This is a genomic window from Embleya sp. NBC_00888 (genome assembly GCF_045207655.1).
GTDB lineage: Bacteria > Actinomycetota > Actinomycetes > Streptomycetales > Streptomycetaceae > Embleya.
The window spans coordinates 3,053,346-3,072,551 of record NZ_CP108784.1; the positions used below are offsets into that span (position 1 = coordinate 3,053,346).

The window sequence follows — 19,206 nt, forward strand, 5'->3', positions numbered from 1 at the left end:
TTTGGGCCCCTCACCGCGAGGGGCCTTCTTCGTATCCGGAGGCAACACACATGTCTGGTCTGAACCCGAACGAGATCCGCGTCGCCGGCACCGGGCGTGTCCTGGTCGCCAAGCTCGGCAGCACGGTCCCCGCCGACACCACCGCCGGCTGGGGCGCGAGCTGGGTCGACCTGGGCTACACCTCGACCGACGGCATCAAGTTCACCAAGAAGGACAAGATCGACCCGGTGGACACCTGGCAGTCGGTCAGCGCGGCCCGCTTCGTCTACTCGGACCGCGACCTCACCCTGAAGTTCGCGCTCATGCAGCTCAACGAGGACACCCTGCCGTTCTTCTTCGGCGGCGACCACGTCACCGAGACCTCGGCCGGCTCGAAGGTCTACAAGTACGAGGTCGGCTCGACCCCCAAGGTCGACGAGCGCATGCTCGGCATCGAGTTCGCCGACGGCGACGCGATCAAGTACCGCTTCGTGATCCACCGGGGCCAGGTCACCGAGACCGACGAGCTCGCGCTGACCCGCACCGCCGCGATCAAGCTCGGCGTCACCTTCACGGCGCTCGCCAAGGACGACACGGCGCCGCTGGCCACCCTCCTGATGTCGGACCCGGCGTACACCACCGCCGCGGTCTGACCCCCATGCGGGGCGCCGGGACCCTCTCCCCTCCCGGCGCCCCGCGCCCCCGCCACGCCTGTCCCCACTCTCATCCCCAGGAGCACCCATGTCCGGATTCGACGTCGACGCCGCCCGCGCCCAGCGCCTGGAAGCCCACGGCCGCCAATGGCGGTTCGAGGTCGGCGACAGCGAGTACACGCTCCCGACCGAACTGCCGCGCAGGCAACTGAAGGCGCTCCAAGCGCTCGACGACAACGACATCGACGGCCTGCTCGCGCTCCTGCTCGGCGAGGAGCAATACGCGCGCTTCGCCGACGAGGACGTCACCATGCAGGACGTCGCGGCCATCCTGGGCGCCTACGGCAGCGAGACGGGGATGGGCCTGGGGGAAGGCTGAGCCTCGCCGCGTTCGTCGAAGAACACGCCGAGGCCCTCGAAGCCGATCTCCTGCGCCACTACGCCACCGACCTCCTCGACTGGCACCGAGGCACCCTCTCCTCCCGACGGCTCGGGGTGCTGATCCGCCACCTTCCCGCCGGCGACTCGGCGGTACTGCGCGCGTTGCACGGCGAAGGCGCCGATTGGTCCGTCACGGATCACCTACTGGCCAACGCGGTCGACTATCTCGCCGCAGCAAACTGGATGTTCGCGACGGTCAACAGCGACCCGGATGCGGCAGCGATCGACTTTCCGGACCCGACACCGCGTCCCGGAGCCGGCACTCCTGTATCCGCATCCGCATCGATTACCGAGCCGGATCCGTCCGAGGACCACCGCATCCGTTTGTTCTTCGGTGATTCCTGAAGTCTCCTCACTATAAGGAGTCGATGTGCCCGTCGAGAACGATATAGAGAATATCAAGCGCGATCTGAGCGCGCTGACGGCAATCCTTTCAAAGAAGGAGGACACTGCCTCGGTCGCTAATCTGCGGGAGCGGATCGGCACCATCGAGCAAGCACAAAGCGAGAAGATGCAGGCCTACGATTACAAGGGGGAAATGGGTGGCGCAAAAACAGATCTCGCCCTTCTGAACAGTGCCGGCGCGGCAACGAAAATGGAGGCCACCGGTCTCGCGGTCAACGCGTCCGCCTTCAAACTCGACTTCGGCATCGACATCATGGACGAGTTGGAGAAACGTCGATTGCGTTTGCTGCAACTCGACCCGGAGGGACTCGCCCAAAGAAGCAGAGACGCCCATTCTCTTGCCGGAATGGCATTCGACATGGCACAGGATGCAAAGAAAGTTGTCGACGACCTCCGGACGGTGGCCAGATCGGCTGCGGCGAGTACAGGGAACCTGACGACCACGATGACCGAACTCATCAATGTGCTTCGGACGACCTGACGAGGACTGACGCATGATCATTCAGTTGAACGATGCCGCCAAGGGCATGGAACGTCTCCGTGATTCGGCTGCGCGCGCGGGGAGCACACTCGGGGGCCTCAAAGGCAATGTCAGCAGTGCCTCGTCCGCAGTAGGGACCATCAAGAACGCCGCGAGCCAGGCCACCCCCGGCATCGAACGTCTCAATTCGTCCGCAAACAAGCTCGGCAGGACGGTTGGCAGTTTCAAGAACAACGGGAAACAAGCCGCAAGCGGCATCGACGGCATCAAGAAATCCGCCGCCGGCGCCGACAGTGCCGTCACCAAGGCCTCGAGCCAGTCGAACCGCTTCAGAGAGGCCCTGGACAAACTCAAGAAGAAAGCCGGTGAGGTCAAGGACTCGCTGAAGAACGTCCAGGACAGGACGGATGACACCGCCAAGTCGATGGGCAAGGCGAACAAGAACGCCAGCGACGGCGGCGGAATGTTCAACCGACTCAAGAGCGGACTGGTCGGAGCCGAGGGTGCGCAAAAGGGCTTGAATGGCGCAATGAAGGCGAACTTGTTCGGCTTGCTGATGACGATCCTGGCACCGTTCATCGCCAAGATCGTCGAAATGGTGATGCAGTCCAAGACGGCCCGCGAAGTGATGTCCAAGGTATTCGAGGTCATCGCGTCGGTCATCAAATCGTCCATCAGCACCGCCAAATCGGTGATCGAAGGGCTGAGCGACCTGCCGAGAAAGTTCGGCGAGTGGTTCGGAAATGCCAAACGCGCCGTCACCGATAAATTCAACGAAACAGTTGATTTCCTCACCGGTTTCCCGCGCAAGGTCACCGATGCCCTCGGTGACCTCGGCCGACTGCTTTTCGGCAAGGGCACGGACATTGTCCAGGGTTTGATCGACGGTATCCAGCACAAGTTCTCCGAGGTGGGCGACCTGGCGGGACGTCTCGCCGGCAGCATCAAGGACAAGCTCGCCGACGTCCTGAAAATCTGGTCGCCGTCGCGCGTCATGCGCGACATGGGCGTGAACATCGGCGAGGGCCTGGTACTCGGCATCGAGGCGACCCAGTCGCCCGTCGACAACGCCATGGGCCAACTCGTGACCGTGCCCGACGGAGGCAAGCTACGCGACGCGGTGCGTCGGGTCGGCTCGGCCATGACGGCGTCGACGGATTCGCCAGGGAACATCGCCGGCAATGCCGCCGGCTCCGGCGGCGGCTTCCACATCGAGAACTACTTCGAGTCGAACAGTGGCAGCGCTCGCCAGACGGCCGAGCAGTTGATGTTCCTGGCCAAGGCGCGCGGATGACCGGGACAGGCATTGCTCCCGGATCGCTCATCACCGCTGAAGGCCAGGTGCAGTGGGGCGAGTTGTTGATCGGGCCGGGGACCCCGTTGCACCTCGCGGCGGAGGGGCTCACCGGCTGGTTCGACCTGCCCGAGTTGGACAGTTCCGACGCGCCCCGACCGTGGCAGCACGGCTCCTGGACGGGAGCACGCTGGGCGCAGCCGCGCGTCATCGGCGCGAGTGTGTGGCTGCTCGGCGAGGATCGGGACGACACCGCCCGTGCGCTCGACCTGTTCGCGCGGGCCACCGCCCCCGGCCGGGACGAGCAGTGGCTCGCCGTCCGGATCCACGGCCGAACCCACATCGCCAAGGCCCGGTTGCACCAGCGCGCGCTTCCCGCCGATCGCCAACTGGTCGTCGGCAACGTCGCGAAGGCCGCCGTCCAGTGGATCTGCGCGGACCCGCACCGCTACGAACTCGCCGAACAATCGGCCACCACCCCGTTGCCCCGGCGCGGCGCCGGCATGACGTATCCGCTGAACTATCCGCTCGTCTACGGCGGCACCACCGTCACCGGATCCGTCCTGGCGGTGAACTCCGGCAACACCCCGGCCTGGTCCGCGATCACGATCACCGGGCCGGTCCGACAACCGCGGCTGGTCAATCGCACCACCGGGCTGACGCTGGAGTACGACCTGATCCTCGGTCCGGGCGAGCGCTTGGCCGTCGACACGAGCGAGGGCACCGTCGTACTCGCCGATGACCGCTCGTCGCGGCTGCACACCGCCACCTCGCGCAGCATTCCCGAACAGTCCTGGGTGCTCGCACCCGGAGACAACCTGATCGACTTCCGCGCCGCCGACGCCGAGCCCGCCGCGCGCCTCGACCTCGCCTGGCGCTCCGCCTTTCTCTAGATCCGCGGGGACCGAAACCGGGCCGTTCCGGCCCATCCACCCGCCGTGCGCGATCCGGCAGTGCCCTTCCGCTCGCGGCCCGTCCTCCAGGAGGACACATGGCAGTACGTGTACGCGCAGGACGACTCACCAGCGGCATGACGGCGGAGGACCACCGGCTGGCCGCGGGCGTCTTCATGTCCCCCGAACCACAGTTCCCGATCTCGGCCCGAGGCGGCTGCGTGCCCGGTGGTCTGGACCTGAGCCGCGGTACGCCGATGAGCGCGCGCGTCTCGCCCGGACAGGCCTGGATCCGCGGCGAACACGCCGCCGCCCAGGGCGGATACGCGGTCACCGTCGACGCCGCGACCGAACTGACCTTCGGCAACGGCGACCCGCTGTTGCCCCGCGTCGACCTCGTGGTGCTGCGGGTGTTCGACCACACGTACGACGCGTCCGGTCGGACCGAGGCCGTGCTGGACGTGCTCGCCGGCACGCCCGCCGCGACCCCCGTGCCACCGGCCGTGCCCAAGACCTGCGAGGTGCTCCACCAGGTGGCGATCCCTGCCGGCGTATCCGCGGGCACCGGCGGCATCGCCTGGGAGACCGCCGTCACCTCCAAGCGGCGCCACACCGTGGGCCTGGGCGGCATCCTGCCCGCCGCGGGCGTCGGGAACGGTGCCTACGTGGGCCAATACCGCGACAACGCGGGCGTGTTGGAGCGTTGGAGCGACAACGGCTGGGTCGCCTACCAGGCCCCGGAGCCGCCGTTCATCCGGCTGGGGGTTGCCGACAAGCCGGTCTTCCCGGCCTCCGCCGAGGTCATGCTGCCGTGGCAGCAGATCGTGGCGGGCAACACCGCGGGCGCGGGCATGTGGTCGCCCGCGCAACCGACCCGGATCCTGCTCCCGTCCCCCGGTGTCTACGCCGTCGCCGGCCAGTGGAACTGGCCCGGCGCGATGGGGGCAAACGAGGGTCGGATCTGGTCCGTGCAAAGCCCCGCGGGTCCCGGCGTCGTCGCCAATACGATCCGCGGCAGCTCGGGCAACTCGACGAGCGTCGCGTCCGGCACGGTGGTGGCCAAGACCGCCGGGACCTTCCTGGAGTTTCGCGCCCACGGCGGAGCTGGGGGCTACGCCCTGAACTCCGGCGAGGTCTCCGTGTGGAAGATCGGCAACGCGGTGGGGTCGGCATGAGTACCACCGCCGCCACCGAGATCCACCCCGGCTCGCTGATCACCGGCGACGGCCAGGTGCAGTTCGCCGGCCTGCTGTTCGGCCCTGGTACCCCGTTCCGGATCGCGAGCGAAGGCCTGGGCGGCTGGGAGGAGTTGCCCGCGATCGACACGGGCGACGCCGCCCGTCCGGCCGGCCACGGCTCGTGGCCGGGCGCGCTGTGGGCCGGGCCGCGCACGATCACCGCGCAGGTGTGGGTGATGCCCGACCCCGGCGCCGGCGCGGACGAGATCCGCGAGCACGTACGCGCCCTGCGGCGGGCCACCGCCGTCGACCACCGGGAGCAGTGGCTGGCCGTCCGGCTGCACGGCGAGACGCTCGCGTGCAAGGCCCGGGTCCTGCAGCGGGTCGTCCCGACGGATCAGCGGTTCGTCGGCCAGGGCGTCGCGAAGGCCACCGTCCAGTGGCAGGCCACCGACCCGCGGCGCTACGAGCCCGAGGAGCAACTGCTGGGCACCGAACTGCCCAGTCGCGAGAACGGCCTGACCTGGCCACTCGTCTGGCCGCTGGCCTGGGGTCGGGCCGGCTCCACGGGGGATCTGACGGTCACCCATCACGGCAGTGCGCCGATCGCCCCGCTGATCACCTTCCGCGGACCGTGCGATCGACCGAGCCTGCGCCTTCCCGCCACCGGCGTCGCGCTGTCCTACGACATCGAACTCGCGCAGGGAGACGAACTGACCGTCGACACCTCCGACGGATCGGTACTTCTGAACGGGACCGCCTCGCGCAAGGAAACGGCCGAGTCGGGCAGCGCGCCCGAGGAGCTGTTCACCTTCGACCCCGGGGACACGCTGCTCTCCTTCCGCGCCGCGTCCGGCGGCCCGGGAGCCCGTGCCGAAGTGCGCTGGCGCACCGCGCACTGGTGAGCCCGACCCGACCGTCCCGCACCGGAACCTTGTCCGAATCCAGCTCGAAACAGCTCGAATCAGCCTGAATCAAGCCCGAATCGAGGTCGATTCAAGCTCGATTCAAGCTCGAATCAAGCTCGACTCCCACTCGAATCACGCTCGAACCCGGAGACCGTCATGACAGTACGCAGTGCCTGGTTGCTCGAAAGCGGGCAGACGCGCGAGGACACGCGCCTCGCCCCGCTCGGCGCCATGACCCCCGCCGACGCGCTGACCAGCCGATCGGGCGTCCTCCCCGGCGGCACCCCGTTCGCCGCGAGCGGCGCCTCGGCGATGCAGCTTCGGATCACCCCCGGCCGCGCGATCGTCCAGGGCACCGCCCTGCAGGGCGCCTACCCCGTCGCCCTGAGCGAGGCCGAGACCCTGACCTTCGCCGACGGCGACCCGCAGTTCGGCCGGATCGACCTGGTCGTACTGCGGGTCAAGGACAAGGTGTACGACGCCTCGGCGGTCAGCGGCGCGGCTCTGGAGATCATCAAGGGCACGCCGACGGCCACCCCGGCGGCGCCCGCCGTACCGGCCACGGCGCTGCCGCTGTGGCGCGTGCGCGTCCCGACCAAGGCGTCCGCCGGCACCGGCGGGATCACCTGGGCGAGCGCCCTGGACGACCTGCGCACCTACACCGTGGCCGTCGGCGGCATCCTGCCCGCGAGCGACCTCGCGGACGGCGGGCACGTCGGCCAGGTCCGGGTGTCCGCCGGCCGCCTCCAGCAATGGACCGGAGCCGCCTGGCAGGAGTTCGACCTGCCCGGCACGATCGCCCCGAGCACGTGGGGGGCCTGGAGCGAGGTCACCCCGGCCTGGCGGTCGACCGACGGCACAGCCTCGATCGGCAACGGCAAGCTGAAACTGCGCTATGCCCGGATCGGCCGCACCGTCTTCGGCAACCTGCGACTGACCATCGGCAGCGGGACGAACCCGGGTACCGGGTCCGCCGGTTGGTTCTGGAAGCTGCCGATCCCGCCCTACCCCGCGCCGGAGACCGCCGACTTCGCCGCCGGATCGGCCAGTGCCTTCCGCAGTGGGGTCGCGGCGTACACGGGCGTCGCGCAGATCACGCACGCGACCGGCGAGGTGTACGTCGAGAAGGACAGCCACGGTTTCGTCTGGGGCAATCTCGGCGACGTGCCCTTCCCGAACGGCCCCAGGGCCGGCGACTTCCTGACCATCTCGTTCTGCTACGAGGCCGCTTCGTGAGTCCGACCTACCGCGCCCTGTTCTGCGATCTGCGTTCCGACCAGGTCATCGACGCCCTGCCGCTGACCGGCCTGACCTTCGACGACTACATCGGCAAGCCCGGATCGCTCTCCGGCACGATCCCGGTCCCGAACGAGGAGTTGGCCCGGCGGGCGCTGAAGGTGGTGCCCGCCCGGACCGCGGTGTGGCTCGAACGCGACGGCGACATCTGGTGGGGCGGCATCGTGTGGACCGCGACCCGCACCGGCCCCGCGCGCGGCGGCCCGGCCGGGCTGGAGATCCAGGCGGCCACGTGGGACAGCTATCTCGATCACCGGATCGTGTTCGAGACGCAGACCTTCACCGACCGGGACCAGTTCGACGTCGTGCGCGACGTCGTCACGTGGGCCCAGACCCAGGCGGGCGGCCACCTCGACATCGTGCTCGACTGGTCGAAGCTCAGCGGGGTCCGTCGCGATCTCAAGATCGATCACCACGACCTGCCCCGGGTGGGCGAGTTGCTGACTCGCTTCGCCGAGATGGACGACGGGTTCGAGTGGCGGATGGCCAGTTACCGCGATCCGACCACGGGACGTCGGATCAAGGAACTGCAACTGGGCCACCCCCGCATCGTCGGCGGCTCCGCCGACATCGTGCTGGACTTCCCGGGCTCGGTGCTGTCCTACAGCTATCCCGAGGACGGCACCGGACGGGCCACCCACTGGCAGTCCCGGGGAGCTTCCCTCAACGAGAACCAGGCCGAGGTCTCCTACCCGCAGATGTCCGAACTGCACACCGTGCCCGACGGCATCGGCGCGGGCTGGCCCCGGCTGGACGGTTCGTCGGACCACTCGACCGTGGAGAACTCCGTCACGCTCGAGGCACACGCGATCGCCGACCTGAACCGGGCCTGGACCCAGCACACGATCCCCGAGGTGACCGTACGGCTCGACGGCCGGATCACCCCGGCCCTCCTCGGCGCGCGCGTGCGCCTGCGCGTGCGCGACGTCTGGTATCCGGGCGGATTCGACCGCGGCTACCGCATCGTCGGCATGTCCGTGACCCCACCCGACCGCGGTCAGGCCGAGACCGCTCGGCTGTTCCTGGAAGAAGAGGTCGGCTGATGGCGGCTATTCCGCAGGATCTCCTGGACCGACTGCGCACGCTGGAGAACCAGGTGCGCGAACTGGCCGGCCGGGCCAACATCCGACCGGCCATGAACAAGGTGTTCAACGGGGACTTCACCATCGGCGAGGGCGGCCGGCTGATGGTCGGCAGCCAAGGCCCGGATCCCATCCTGTGGTCCGGCTGGATCGTGCCGAGGCATCCGGACGGCAGCCCGCAGCGTGGCACCTTCCTGGCCCGCGAGAAGGGCGGCGTCGCCTTGGCCCTGTTCACCGGCGGCGACTCTCCGCAGGATCTCGTGCTGTTCGACACGCGCGGTTACCACGTGGTCAAGACGACGGAGGCGGGCCTGGGCCGGCCCTATCTGCCGGTGCCGATGAAGGCGTCGTTTCCCGGGGGTTGGGATCGTTGGCCATTCGTGTCCGGGACCACGCAGAAGACGCTGGTGACGGGCCTGTTCTACAAGCAGCAGCCGCAGATCTCGGTGGCCGCGCAGGCGTCGACCGACACCGACGGCACCTTCGGTGAAATCCGGGTCCTGCTCGACGGCGTGGCCCAGGGTTCGGCCCAACCGGTGAAGTTCTACGCGGACGAATACCGGTTCGGCCCCTTCGACCTGCCCGGCGGGCACATGTCGGAGGTACGCGTCGAACTCGTCGGTCGCATGACCGGCAGCACCGGCGCCCTCCGCGCGGACGTCATCGGCGCCTGGACCCACGAGAAGCTGACCTAGGAGTACGTCGTGTCCGAACTCCCGCCGGCCGCACCCCGATCGACGACCCCCCTGTTGCCCGTGCCACCGGCACCGGATCCCGAGCGTGAACCGCCGACGCACGCGCCGTACGACCCGGGGCCGAGCTCCGCGCGTTCCGCCGAAGCCGACCCCAACGCCTCCGCCGGGTCGGCTTCCCCCTCCGGCGACACCGGCCTCGCCGCGCGTGTGGAGGCGGCCGGCACGCCCTGACCCGATCGACGTTCCCACCCCGACCCGCGGCCCCGTGTCCGCGGGTTTTTCGTTGCCCGAGGAGGGCACCCATGCAACTCGTCCCCCGCGCCCAATGGGGCGCCCGCTCCTATCGCACCCCCAACGGGGCGACCCCCTACCGCGCCGCCCGACTGGGCGTCAAGGTGCACTACCTGGGCACCGCCTACACGTTCGGCGAGCACGAGAGCTGCGCCGGCTACGTGCGGCGGCTGCAGGATTCGCACATGGACGGCAACGGCTGGTCCGACATCGGCTACAGCTTCGTCGTCTGCGAGCACGGCCGAGTGTTCGAAGGGCGCGGCCTGGAACGACGCAACTCCGCGAACGGGACCACGTCCCTGAACGAACGGCACTACGCCGTGTGCGCGCTGGTCGGATCCTCCGGATCGACCACGCCCACCGACGCGCAACTGCACGGGCTGCGCGACGCGATCGAGCACTGCCGGGCGCACGGCCCGGCAGGCGACGAGATCAAGGGCCACCGTGACGGCTACGCGACCGACTGCCCCGGCGGCCCGCTCTCCGCGTGGGTGGGTCGGGGCGCGCCTCGGCCGGGCGAGGACATCCCGCCGCCGCCCACCGGCGGGGTGCCGTCCTTCCCCGGGCGATCCGCGTTCCGGCTGGACGTCGCGAACCCGGCGGTGACCGAACTCGACCGCCGGCTGATCACGAAGGGTTTCACCCGCCACAACGACGGCGACGGCTACCAGCCCGGCCCCGTCTTCACCGAGTACACCCGGCGCAACGTCGCCGACTTCCAGCGGGCCCAGGGCTGGACCGGATCGGACGCGGACGGATACCCCGGGCCGGAATCCTGGCGCCGGCTGTGGAGCTGAGAGGGCAGGCCATGAAGGAATCGACCACCCGAACCCTGCGCACGCTCGTCCAGGGCGCGGTGGCGCTCGCCGCGGCGGCCCCGATGTTGCTGACCGCCGCCGGGGTCCCCGAACACACGGCGGGCGTCGCGATCTTTCTCGCGGTGGCCGGCGCGATCACCCGGATCATGGCGCTCCCGATGATCGACACGCTGCTGCCGGGCTGGTTGCGCTCGCGCGATCCCGGCCCGGACGCGGACCCCGCCCCGGATCCCTCGTCCGGTCCAATCGGCATCCGGACCGCTGGGCCGACACCGGGGACCGACTCCCGGGAGGCTTCGTGACGGTACATCAACCGAGTGACGGCACCACGACCGTCGCGCTCGAACTCGTGGAACTGCGGCGCAGCGTGGACGTCGGGTTCGCGACCACTCGCGGCGATCTGGCGCTGCTGCTGCAACGCGCCGATCAGACGGACAAGGTCGTCGCGGAGCACGACGACCGCATCGCCGCCCTGGAACGGGCCCGGTGGCCGCTGCCGTCACTGGCCGCGATGAGCGGGCTGGCCGGTCTGGGTGTCGCGCTGTGGCAGGCGTCCGGCAAGTCCTGAGCGGGCGGGCGACCATGCCCGGGTCGCCCGTCTCCGGAATCGGAGACGGGCGGCCCGGGCTTTCGGCGGTTGGGGGGTGAGCCGGTTCGGGGTCGGGGGCTCGGCGTGTCGCGAAGGAGCGCTCAGTCGAGGACCGGGGTCAGCGTCCAGTCGCCGTCGGCCTCGAGTTCGATCAGGCAGGGGCCCTTGGGCAGGATCGACTCGCCCTCGTAGTCGCCGATCGCGTTGGCCAGGGTGCCGAGATAGGACTCGTCGCCGCCGTGGTCGGCGAAGGTGCCGACGATGAAGTTTCCGGTACCCCGATGCGTCATCGCGAGCACCGTGCGCGGACCGGCCCAGCGCACCGTCTCCGGGCCGGTGCCGGTCAGCCTCTCGGTCAGCGGCCGGGCGGCGTCCGGGCCGAACAGCCGCACGGTCCACGCGCCGTCGGCCTCGATCTTCAGGCGCGAGGTGCGGCTGCTGCGTTCGTCCACCAACGCCCGACCCCGGTAGGCGCCGATCGCGTTGGCCAGCAGTTTGTCCGTCTCAAGGTCGGCGTCCAGCGTCCACACCACGAAGTTGTCGGTGCCGCGTCCCTCGAGCTCGACCAGGAAGGGACCGGCCTCGACCGGGCGGGTGATCGACAGGACCTTGTCGCCGCGTCCCTCGTAGACACCGGCGGGCGGGGTCTCGCCGGTGGCGGGCGCCGGCAACGGCTCGGGGGCGGGCGCCGGTTCGTGCTCCGCCGAGGAGGGCGCGGCCGGTTCGTCGACCGCTTCGACCACCGCTTCGGCCACCGGCTCGGAAGCGATCGACGCGACCGGCTCCGGTTCCGCTCCCGCCGCCGCGGCGTCGCCGGGCCGCACGTCCTCGGGCCGCACGTCCTCGGGCGGGGCATCGGCGGGCTTCGCGTCCTCGGGCTCCCGGTCCTCGGGCGTCGCCTCCCCGGGCGCCGCGCCCTCGGGCCCCGGATCGCCGACGGGCGGGTGTACCGCCGCGTCCGTCGCCGGCTCCACCGCCTCCACCACGTCCTCGTGCGCCATCACCGCGGCCACGATCAGCGTCTGTTCGGGATCCGCGCCCAGATCGCGCACGAGTTGGTCCACGCCCGCCTCGTAGCCCTGGCCCACCGCGCCGAAGCGCCAGCCGTCCCGCCGGTAGATCTCGGCCAGGATCAGCGCACGTTCGCGGGTCAGCTCCGCGACCGGCAGCACGAAGCGTCCGATCTCGCCGTCCGCGCCGAGCAGCCGAAGCAGCGACCCGGCGCCGAACCCCGGCGCCTGCGCACCGACCGCGAACACCAGGCGGTCCACCGCGTCGTCCACGGCGGACAGGTCCACATGGAACTCGGCCGTCCCGGTGCCCCCGGCCACCAGCGCGACCGCACTGATCAGCGAGGCCGGCCGGGCCGTACAGACCACGTCCAGGTCCGCCGTGCCCAGGCTGAAGCAGTACGCGGCCAGGCCCTCGCCCGACACGTCGAACTCCACCCTGATGGCCGAATCGTCCAGCCTCGTCTTTTCGCCCATCGCGAATGTGCGCATCGGGTCCTCCCCCAGCCTCCCCTGACCTGGCGTCACCTTAACGCGCACGGCAAACCGCCGGGACGGCAACGGCCGGCTCGGCGATCACGGGAGGTATCGGTGATCCGGACCCCGGGATCCGGATCGGACGACAGGTGCTCAGCGGTCCTTGTTGAACCGCGTCACCACGAACAGCAGAATCAGGAGCACGGCCAGCGCACCGATGCCGGCACCCACCGGGCTCAGGTTTTCGTGCTTGCCGCTCTCGTTGGCCAGCGTGGTGAGGACGGTCGTCGCGTGCGGGGTCATCCGTGGTCAGCCCTTGCGTAGTTTTTGCCGACGTGTGCGCACGACATCGTACGGGCGCCGAGAGCGGGTCGCGCGGCCAGGTTCCGGGGACGACCCTCGGCCCGGGGCGGCGGACGCGCCTAGTCTGGGGGCAGATTGGTCGAGGCTAGGGGGCTGGGTATGCCGGACGACAAGACGATCGAGACCTTCGAGGGGCGCAGGCGATTCCCCGGAATCTCCTCCCGGGCGTACGAACATCCCGCCGACCGCACCGCCCTGGTGGCGATGCGCCGGCTGAGCGGGTTCGACACGGTGCTCAAGCAGATGTCGGGCATGGTGTCCGAACGGGCCATCCGACTCGCCTTCCTCGCAGGCTCGGTGCGCGCGGGCGAGCAGCAGTTCCGCCGGTTGCACGAGATGGTCCGCGAGTCCGCGTACATCCTGGACCTGCCCGGCGTGCCCGAGTTGTACATCACCCAGGACCCGCAGCCGAACGCGATGGCGATCGGCATGGACAAGCCGTTCATCGTGGTCACCTCGGGCCTGGTCGAGTTGCTCGACGACGACGAGATGCGCACCGTGATCGGGCACGAGACCGGGCACATCCTGTCCGGGCACGCGGTGTACCGCACGATGTTGCTGATCCTGACCCGGTTCGCCTCCGCGCTGTCCGGGATTCCGCTCGGCTCGCTGGGCGTGCACGCGATCATCACCGCGTTGCAGGAGTGGTTCCGCAAGTCCGAACTGTCCTGCGACCGTGCGGGTCTGCTGGTCGGGCAGGACCCCGAGGTGTCGATGCGCGCGCTGATGAAGGTGGCCGGCGGCTCGCAGCTGCACGAGATGAGCACGGACGCGTTCCTGGAGCAGGCCGCCGAGTACGAGGGCGCCGGCGACCTGCGCGACAGTGTGCTCAAGTTGATGAACCTGCTGGGCCGTTCGCACCCGTTCCCGGTGGTCCGGGTTGCCGCGCTGCGCAAGTGGGCGGACGGCGAGGAGTACGCGCGAATACTCGCGGGCGAGTACCCGCGTCGTGCGGACGACCCGAACGCGTCGGTGCGCGAGGAGGCCAAGGCCTCGGCGAACGCCTACCGCGAGTCGGTACGCACCACCACGGACCCGCTGTTCGGCCTGCTCCGCGACCTCGCCGACGGCGCTGCGGACGCGGGCGGCAAGCTGCGCGACAAGTTCACCGGCCGCCGCGAGGAACCGGGCGCGGCCTCGGCGAACAACAGTGGTGGCGGCGGCGCCTGATCATCCGTCAGGGCAGCCCGACCAGCCGGGCGCATGTGCCGGCCGGGGCCGAGCGGAACGGATCCACCCGCTCGGCCGCCGGCGGCGCGTCGGTCGGCGCCGGACCGGTGAACGCGGGCCGGAACCACAGCGAACCGTCCACGTCACAACCCTGCGGGCCGGCCACGGTCAGGATCCGCCGCACCTGGAGCAGGCCGTCGCGCAACATCGACTCGTCCAGGTGGAAGTCCCACACCCGGTGCAGCACGAAGCGGGTCCACCCCGGGCCACCGACCTGGGCCACCGCGTAGACGAACACCACGTCGGCGGTGACCACCAGATCCGCGCGCGCGTGTTCGGCGGCGGCGAGCGTGCCCTTGACCCGTATCGGCGCGTCCACAACCTTGACCGCGGTCGGATCGAATCGGGTGATCCACCCGGTGGGCGCGAACGTGTCGTCGTCGCGCGGGGCGATCAGCGCCGCGCCGAGCTGATCGCGCTGCTCGGCGCGCAGCAGCGGCAGCGCGGCCCACGGCCGACCGCCCGCGAGCACGGTCGGGTCGAGTTGGGTGCCCACCACGAACTCGCGGACCAGGTTCAGGGCCTGTCCCACCCGCGTGGCCGAGAAGTGCGCCGTCGCGCGGGGTTCGCCGACCACGATCCCGGCCGCGCCCTGCGCCCAACTCGCGGCCGGGCCGGCCGACATCGGGTCGGCGGGCAGCGGACCCGGCGCGTAACCCACCGGCGGCAGCAGCGCGACCCGATGCAGCACCGCCGGACCGATCTCCAACCGCGGCCCGGGCACGGCGGCCCGCCGTGCGCCCAGAAAGCTCGCGCCGCCGATCACCGACAACACGAGTAACGCACCCAGAGCGCCGCGCAGCGTGCGCACCCGCACGCCGAACACCCGACGCTGCCGGTGTGGTCGCTTGCCCCCGTGGATCCGCTCGCGTGCCGACGGCTCGTGCAGTCCCGCCGCGCGCACGAAGGTCGCGTCGAAGACGACGGCGCTGAACTCGTCCTCGCCGTCGGGCCCACCCCGGTTCGGGCCTTCGGGGGGCACTCCCCGTCCGGACATACTCCCAGCTTAGGTCGCCCGCGAGCGGGTGCATACGTACCCGGAGAAGGGGTTGCGACCGGGGCTCAGCCGGGCCCCGAACGGGCCGCGGCGGGCACCGAGGGCACCGGTGCGGACCTGTCCGCGGCGCCGGAGTCACCGGGCGGAACGGTGATCCGCACCTGTGACGTGTCCTGTCCGGGCAGCGGCGCGAACACCGGGTTGTTGTCCGTCGTCGCGCTCCGGCCCGAGTCCACCGACGGTTGCCGGGGAGCGGTGGGGCCCTGTGAGGATCCGCTGCGGTAGACGGCGGTCACCGCCATCGCCACCACGCCGACGCCCATCAGCAGGGCCAGCACCCAGGCCACTCCGCGCCGCCAGCGTGCGCCCCGCGCCCGGGCCCACGGCTCGCCCGCGAACCAGGTCGGCACGTGCGGCAACATCGGGCCGGGGTCGGAGGAGGAGACGGTGCGGGCCCGCCACGGGTCCTCGCCGTCGGGTGGATACGTCCCGTCGTCGAACCAGTCGGAACGCTCGGCCTGTTCGGCCTTCTTGTCGGTCCGCTCGGGCGCGGCCGGTGTGGGTGTCGGCGCAGGATCGACCGCCGCACCACGCTCGTTCGCCGAGGGCTCGTGCACGCGGGCGGCGCGCACGAACGACTCGTCGAAGACGACGGAGGAGAGCTCGTCCTCCGAGAACTCGGGAAAGTCTGGGCCGTCCGGGAACTCTGGCCCTGGTGATTCGGGCACTCCTAGACAGTATTACCGCAGGCACCCCGATGGATACCGAATCATCGGACCGGTCGGCGGCCCGAGGACGATCGAAGTCGCCCCGGGCCTGCCGATCCCGGATCGGGGAGCGCACCCGACCGTCGCCGCGGCGACAACTCGGGAGCGCACGTGACCGTGGCCGGCGACCGCTCGGGAGCGCCTGTGGCCGTCGCCGGCGACCACTCAGGAGCGCACGTGGCCGTCGCCGGTGACCACGTACTTCGTGCTGGTCAGCTCGGGCAGGCCCATCGGGCCGCGCGCGTGCAGCTTCTGTGTGGAGATGCCGATCTCCGCGCCGAAGCCGAACTGGCCGCCGTCGGTGAACCGGGTCGACGCGTTGACCATGACCGCGGTCGAGTCGACCAGGCTGACGAACTCGCGGGCCGCGGCCTGCGACGTGGTGACGATCGCCTCGGTGTGCCCGGAGCTGTGCCGGCGGATGTGCGCGACCGCGTCGTGCAGCGAGGGCACCACGGCGGCGGCGATGTCGTACGACAGGTATTCGGTGTCCCAGTCGGCGTCGACGGCGGGCACCACGTCGGCCGAGTACCCCTGCACCGCGGCGTCGCCGTGCACGGTGACGCCGGCGTCCTCGAGGGCGGCCAGCGCGAGCGGCACGAACGCGTCCGCCACGTCCCGGTGCACCAACAGCGTCTCGGCCGAGTTGCACACGCTGACCCGGTGCGCCTTGGAGTTGACCAGGATGTTCACCGCCATCTCCAGGTCCGTCTGCGCGTCGACGTAGACGTGGCAGTTGCCCACGCCGGTCTCGATCACCGGCACGGTGGAGCCCTCGACCACGGTCCGGATCAGGCCGGCCCCGCCGCGCGGGATCAGCACGTCCACCAGGCCGCGCGCGGTCATCAGTTCCTTCACCGAGTCGTGCGTCTCGCCCGGCACCAACTGGATCGCGTCGGCGGGCAGCCCGGCCGCGACGATCGCGTCCCGCATCACCGCGACGATCGCGGTGTTCGACCGGTAGGCGGACGAGGAGCCGCGCAGGAGCACCGCGTTGCCCGACTTCAGGCACAGCGCGGCGCCGTCCACGGTGACGTTGGGGCGGGCCTCGTAGATGATCCCGACCACGCCGAGCGGCACCCGCACCTGGCGCAGCTCGAGACCGTTGGGCAGGGTCGAGCCGCGCAGCACCTCGCCGACCGGGTCCGGCAGGCCGACCACGTCGCGCACGTCGGAGGCGATCGCGGCGATCCGCTCGTCGGTCAGGGTCAACCGGTCGATCATCGCCTCGCCGGTGCCGTTGGCCCGGGCCCGCTCGACGTCCTCGGTGTTGGCGACCACGATCTCGGCCGAGCGGGCCACGAGCGCGTCGGCGAGCGCGAGCAGCGCGTCGTCCTTGGCCCGGCGGGTCAGTGGCGCGAGGACGGCGGCGGCCTCCCGGGCGCGACGGGCGGTGTCGAGGACTGCGGAGGCTTCGCTGCTGGTCATACCGGCAAGCCTACCTAGGCGCATCGATGATCAACACGAGGATTTCAGCGGTCGAGACGCTTCCGCCCGGCGGCCGTGCCGGACACAATGACGCCTTCACGTGCTGCACAGAGGCAAGGAGCCATCCGTGACCGCTGTACAGGCCCGCCGGCACGGCGTCGCCGACCTGCTCGCGCGAACCGCCGCCCGCCTCCCGCATCGGCTCGCGATCGTGGCGGGCGAGCTGCGCCAGACCTACGCCGAATTCGACGACACCGTCTCGAAGGCCGCCGGAGCGCTCGCCGCGCGCGGCATCGGCAAGGGCGACCGGGTGGTCCTGCTCGCCCGCAACTCGCACGGCTTCGCGGTCGCGTACTTCGCGCTGGCCCGGCTCGGCGCGATCTCGGTCCCGGTCAACTTCATGCTCACCGCGCCCGAGGTCGGCTACGTCCTGGAGCACGCGGGCGCGACCGCCGTTCTGGCCGGCCCCGAGCTGACCGACACCGCCGACGCCGCGTTGGCCGGCCGCGACGCGCTGCGCGTGGTGTTCGGTCCGGCGGCCCCGGGCTGGGAACCGTTCGCGGCACTGCTCGCCGAGGGCGGCCCGGTGCCGGAGCTCGAACTGGACGACGACGATCCGGTGCAGATCATGTACACCTCCGGCACCGAGTCCCGCCCCAAGGGCGCGGTGATGACCAGCCGCAATCTGATCGCCCAGTACGCGACCGCGATCATCGACGGCGGGATGGCCGCCGACGATGTGGAGATCCACGCGCTGCCGCTCTACCACTGCGCTCAACTGCACTGCTTCCTGACCCCGGACGTCTACCTCGGCGCGACCTCGATCATCCTGCCCGCGCCGGATCCGGCCACGCTGCTCGCCACCGTCGAACGCGAGCGGGTGACCAAGCTGTTCTGCCCGCCGACCGTGTGGATCGCGCTGCTGCGACACTCCGACTTCGACACGCGCGACCTGTCCAGCCTGCGCAAGGGCTACTACGGCGCGGCCGCGATGCCGGTCGAGGTGCTGGCGGAACTGCGGCGCCGGCTACCCGAGTTGCGGCTGTACAACTTCTACGGCCAGACCGAGATGTCGCCGGTCGCCACCATCCTGGGCCCGGACGAGCAGGAGCGGAAGGCCGGATCGGCCGGGCGCGCGGGGCTGAACGTACAGACCATCGTGGTCGACGAACAGGACCGGCCGGTGCCGCCCGGCGAGGTCGGCGAGATCGTGCACCGGGGCCCGCACACCATGCTGGGCTACTGGAACGACCCCGAGCGTACCGCCGAGGCCTTCCGCGGCGGCTGGTTCCACAGCGGCGACCTCGGCGTACTCGACGACGAGGGCTACCTCACCGTCGTCGACCGCAAAAAGGACATGGTCAAGACCGGCGGCGAAAACGTGGCGGGCCGCGAAGTGGAAGAAACCATCCACACCCACCCCGCCGTAGCCGAAGCCGCGGTCTTCGGCGTCCCCCACCCCTACTGGATCGAAGCCGTAACCGCCGTAGTGGTCCCCCGCCCCGGCGAAGCGATCACCCAAGACCAGGTGATCACCCACTGCAAAGCCCACCTGGCAGGCTTCAAGGTCCCCAAATACGTGGTAATCGCCGAGTCCCTCCCCAAAAACCCAAGCGGCAAAATCCTCAAACGCCAACTCCGCGAACAACACGCAACCCTGTCCACCACCAACCCCTGACCCACCCCACAAACACCACCGAAGCACCCAGCCACTAAGCCCGGCCGGCGTTTGAGGCCAAGCAGCCCGTGCGGCGCTTGAGCACACCAGCCCGGCCGGCGTTTGAGGCCAAGCAGCCCGTGCGGCGCTTGAGCACACCAGCCCGGCCGGCGCTTGAGGCCAAGTAGCCCGGCCGGCGCATGAGGCCACCCAGCCCGTGCGGCGCATGAGCACACCAGCCCGGCCGGCGCATGAGGCCAACCCAGCCCAAACC

The 19,206-nt window shown here is 70.4% G+C and carries 21 protein-coding genes; 16 read left to right on the forward strand and 5 right to left on the reverse strand.

Annotated features, from left to right (window positions below; translation table 11 throughout):
- Window positions 1-50: 50 nt before the first annotated feature.
- From OG948_RS12295 to OG948_RS12360, 14 genes are all read left to right on the forward strand, one after another.
- Complete coding sequence (locus OG948_RS12295; protein ID WP_406296169.1) at window positions 51-632, forward strand: phage tail protein; 582 nt, start codon at window positions 51-53, stop codon at window positions 630-632.
- Window positions 633-720: 88 nt separating this feature from the next.
- Window positions 721-1,011: a hypothetical protein gene (locus OG948_RS12300; protein WP_406296171.1), complete on the forward strand. Its 291-nt coding sequence runs from the start codon at window positions 721-723 to the stop codon at window positions 1,009-1,011.
- A gap of 116 nt (window positions 1,012-1,127) precedes the next feature.
- Complete coding sequence (locus OG948_RS12305) at window positions 1,128-1,418, forward strand: hypothetical protein (RefSeq protein WP_406296173.1); 291 nt, start codon at window positions 1,128-1,130, stop codon at window positions 1,416-1,418.
- Window positions 1,419-1,443: 25 nt separating this feature from the next.
- Window positions 1,444-1,959 carry a hypothetical protein gene (locus OG948_RS12310; RefSeq protein WP_406296174.1) on the forward strand — a complete coding sequence of 172 codons (516 nt, stop codon included), beginning with the start codon at window positions 1,444-1,446 and terminating at the stop codon, window positions 1,957-1,959.
- 13 nt (window positions 1,960-1,972) lie between these two features.
- Window positions 1,973-3,253: a hypothetical protein gene (locus tag OG948_RS12315; protein ID WP_406296176.1), complete on the forward strand. Its 1,281-nt coding sequence runs from the start codon at window positions 1,973-1,975 to the stop codon at window positions 3,251-3,253.
- The gene (locus OG948_RS12320) at window positions 3,250-4,146 is read left to right on the forward strand and encodes a phage tail protein (RefSeq protein WP_406296178.1); all 897 of its coding nucleotides are present in this window, start codon (window positions 3,250-3,252) and stop codon (window positions 4,144-4,146) included. The genes OG948_RS12315 and OG948_RS12320 overlap by 4 nt, the downstream gene beginning before the upstream one ends.
- 98 nt (window positions 4,147-4,244) lie before the next feature.
- A complete protein-coding gene (locus tag OG948_RS12325) occupies window positions 4,245-5,321 on the forward strand; it encodes a hypothetical protein (protein ID WP_406296180.1) in 1,077 nt (358 codons plus the stop codon).
- Window positions 5,318-6,229: a phage distal tail protein gene (locus OG948_RS12330; protein ID WP_406296182.1), complete on the forward strand. Its 912-nt coding sequence runs from the start codon at window positions 5,318-5,320 to the stop codon at window positions 6,227-6,229. Before OG948_RS12325 ends, OG948_RS12330 begins: the two co-directional genes overlap by 4 nt.
- Before the next feature lie 159 nt (window positions 6,230-6,388).
- Window positions 6,389-7,468: a hypothetical protein gene (locus OG948_RS12335; RefSeq protein WP_406296184.1), complete on the forward strand. Its 1,080-nt coding sequence runs from the start codon at window positions 6,389-6,391 to the stop codon at window positions 7,466-7,468.
- The gene (locus OG948_RS12340; protein ID WP_406296186.1) at window positions 7,465-8,571 is read left to right on the forward strand and encodes a hypothetical protein; all 1,107 of its coding nucleotides are present in this window, start codon (window positions 7,465-7,467) and stop codon (window positions 8,569-8,571) included. The genes OG948_RS12335 and OG948_RS12340 overlap by 4 nt, the downstream gene beginning before the upstream one ends.
- The gene (locus OG948_RS12345; protein ID WP_406296188.1) at window positions 8,571-9,305 is read left to right on the forward strand and encodes a hypothetical protein; all 735 of its coding nucleotides are present in this window, start codon (window positions 8,571-8,573) and stop codon (window positions 9,303-9,305) included. The genes OG948_RS12340 and OG948_RS12345 overlap by 1 nt, the downstream gene beginning before the upstream one ends.
- Window positions 9,306-9,607: 302 nt before the next feature.
- Entirely contained in the window at window positions 9,608-10,393 is a 786-nt protein-coding gene (locus tag OG948_RS12350) for a peptidoglycan-binding protein (protein ID WP_406296190.1), read from the forward strand.
- An 11-nt stretch (window positions 10,394-10,404) separates the two neighbouring features.
- A complete protein-coding gene (locus OG948_RS12355) occupies window positions 10,405-10,716 on the forward strand; it encodes a hypothetical protein (protein ID WP_406296192.1) in 312 nt (103 codons plus the stop codon).
- Complete coding sequence (locus tag OG948_RS12360) at window positions 10,713-10,982, forward strand: hypothetical protein (protein ID WP_406296194.1); 270 nt, start codon at window positions 10,713-10,715, stop codon at window positions 10,980-10,982. The genes OG948_RS12355 and OG948_RS12360 overlap by 4 nt, the downstream gene beginning before the upstream one ends.
- A gap of 122 nt (window positions 10,983-11,104) precedes the next feature.
- Here the strand turns inward: OG948_RS12360 and OG948_RS12365 are convergent, their stop codons facing one another.
- Complete coding sequence (locus tag OG948_RS12365) at window positions 11,105-12,505, reverse strand: TerD family protein (protein WP_406296196.1); 1,401 nt, start codon at window positions 12,503-12,505, stop codon at window positions 11,105-11,107.
- 138 nt (window positions 12,506-12,643) lie between these two features.
- Window positions 12,644-12,793 carry a hypothetical protein gene (locus OG948_RS12370; RefSeq protein WP_406296197.1) on the reverse strand — a complete coding sequence of 50 codons (150 nt, stop codon included), beginning with the start codon at window positions 12,791-12,793 and terminating at the stop codon, window positions 12,644-12,646.
- Between the two features lie 159 nt (window positions 12,794-12,952).
- Between OG948_RS12370 and OG948_RS12375 the strand changes: the two genes are divergently transcribed.
- A complete protein-coding gene (locus OG948_RS12375; protein WP_406296198.1) occupies window positions 12,953-14,023 on the forward strand; it encodes a M48 family metallopeptidase in 1,071 nt (356 codons plus the stop codon).
- Between the two features lie 7 nt (window positions 14,024-14,030).
- Here OG948_RS12375 and OG948_RS12380 read toward each other — a convergent pair whose 3' ends face one another.
- The 3 genes from OG948_RS12380 to OG948_RS12390 form a co-directional block, all read right to left on the reverse strand.
- Window positions 14,031-15,080: a hypothetical protein gene (locus OG948_RS12380; RefSeq protein WP_406296199.1), complete on the reverse strand. Its 1,050-nt coding sequence runs from the start codon at window positions 15,078-15,080 to the stop codon at window positions 14,031-14,033.
- 65 nt (window positions 15,081-15,145) lie between these two features.
- Complete coding sequence (locus tag OG948_RS12385) at window positions 15,146-15,808, reverse strand: hypothetical protein (protein ID WP_406296201.1); 663 nt, start codon at window positions 15,806-15,808, stop codon at window positions 15,146-15,148.
- A 204-nt stretch (window positions 15,809-16,012) separates the two neighbouring features.
- A complete protein-coding gene (locus tag OG948_RS12390; protein WP_406296203.1) occupies window positions 16,013-17,275 on the reverse strand; it encodes a glutamate-5-semialdehyde dehydrogenase in 1,263 nt (420 codons plus the stop codon).
- 127 nt (window positions 17,276-17,402) lie between these two features.
- Between OG948_RS12390 and OG948_RS12395 the strand changes: the two genes are divergently transcribed.
- Entirely contained in the window at window positions 17,403-18,953 is a 1,551-nt protein-coding gene (locus tag OG948_RS12395; RefSeq protein WP_406296205.1) for a fatty acyl-CoA synthetase, read from the forward strand.
- The last annotated feature ends 253 nt before the right edge of the window (window positions 18,954-19,206 follow it).

Bases quoted from the DNA above. Each gene is read 5' to 3' on its own strand.
- OG948_RS12370 (WP_406296197.1), bottom strand. From the start codon at position 12,793: ATGACCCCGCACGCGACGACCGTCCTCACCACGCTGGCCAACGAGAGC.
- OG948_RS12330 (WP_406296182.1), top strand. From the start codon at position 5,318: ATGAGTACCACCGCCGCCACCGAGATCCACCCCGGCTCGCTGATCACC.
- OG948_RS12325 (WP_406296180.1), top strand. From the start codon at position 4,245: ATGGCAGTACGTGTACGCGCAGGACGACTCACCAGCGGCATGACGGCG.
- OG948_RS12300 (WP_406296171.1), top strand. From the start codon at position 721: ATGTCCGGATTCGACGTCGACGCCGCCCGCGCCCAGCGCCTGGAAGCC.
- OG948_RS12390 (WP_406296203.1), bottom strand. From the start codon at position 17,275: ATGACCAGCAGCGAAGCCTCCGCAGTCCTCGACACCGCCCGTCGCGCC.
- OG948_RS12375 (WP_406296198.1), top strand. From the start codon at position 12,953: ATGCCGGACGACAAGACGATCGAGACCTTCGAGGGGCGCAGGCGATTC.
- OG948_RS12365 (WP_406296196.1), bottom strand. From the start codon at position 12,505: ATGCGCACATTCGCGATGGGCGAAAAGACGAGGCTGGACGATTCGGCC.
- OG948_RS12355 (WP_406296192.1), top strand. From the start codon at position 10,405: ATGAAGGAATCGACCACCCGAACCCTGCGCACGCTCGTCCAGGGCGCG.
- OG948_RS12345 (WP_406296188.1), top strand. From the start codon at position 8,571: ATGGCGGCTATTCCGCAGGATCTCCTGGACCGACTGCGCACGCTGGAG.
- OG948_RS12320 (WP_406296178.1), top strand. From the start codon at position 3,250: ATGACCGGGACAGGCATTGCTCCCGGATCGCTCATCACCGCTGAAGGC.
- OG948_RS12350 (WP_406296190.1), top strand. From the start codon at position 9,608: ATGCAACTCGTCCCCCGCGCCCAATGGGGCGCCCGCTCCTATCGCACC.
- OG948_RS12315 (WP_406296176.1), top strand. From the start codon at position 1,973: ATGATCATTCAGTTGAACGATGCCGCCAAGGGCATGGAACGTCTCCGT.
- OG948_RS12335 (WP_406296184.1), top strand. From the start codon at position 6,389: ATGACAGTACGCAGTGCCTGGTTGCTCGAAAGCGGGCAGACGCGCGAG.
- OG948_RS12295 (WP_406296169.1), top strand. From the start codon at position 51: ATGTCTGGTCTGAACCCGAACGAGATCCGCGTCGCCGGCACCGGGCGT.
- OG948_RS12380 (WP_406296199.1), bottom strand. From the start codon at position 15,080: ATGTCCGGACGGGGAGTGCCCCCCGAAGGCCCGAACCGGGGTGGGCCC.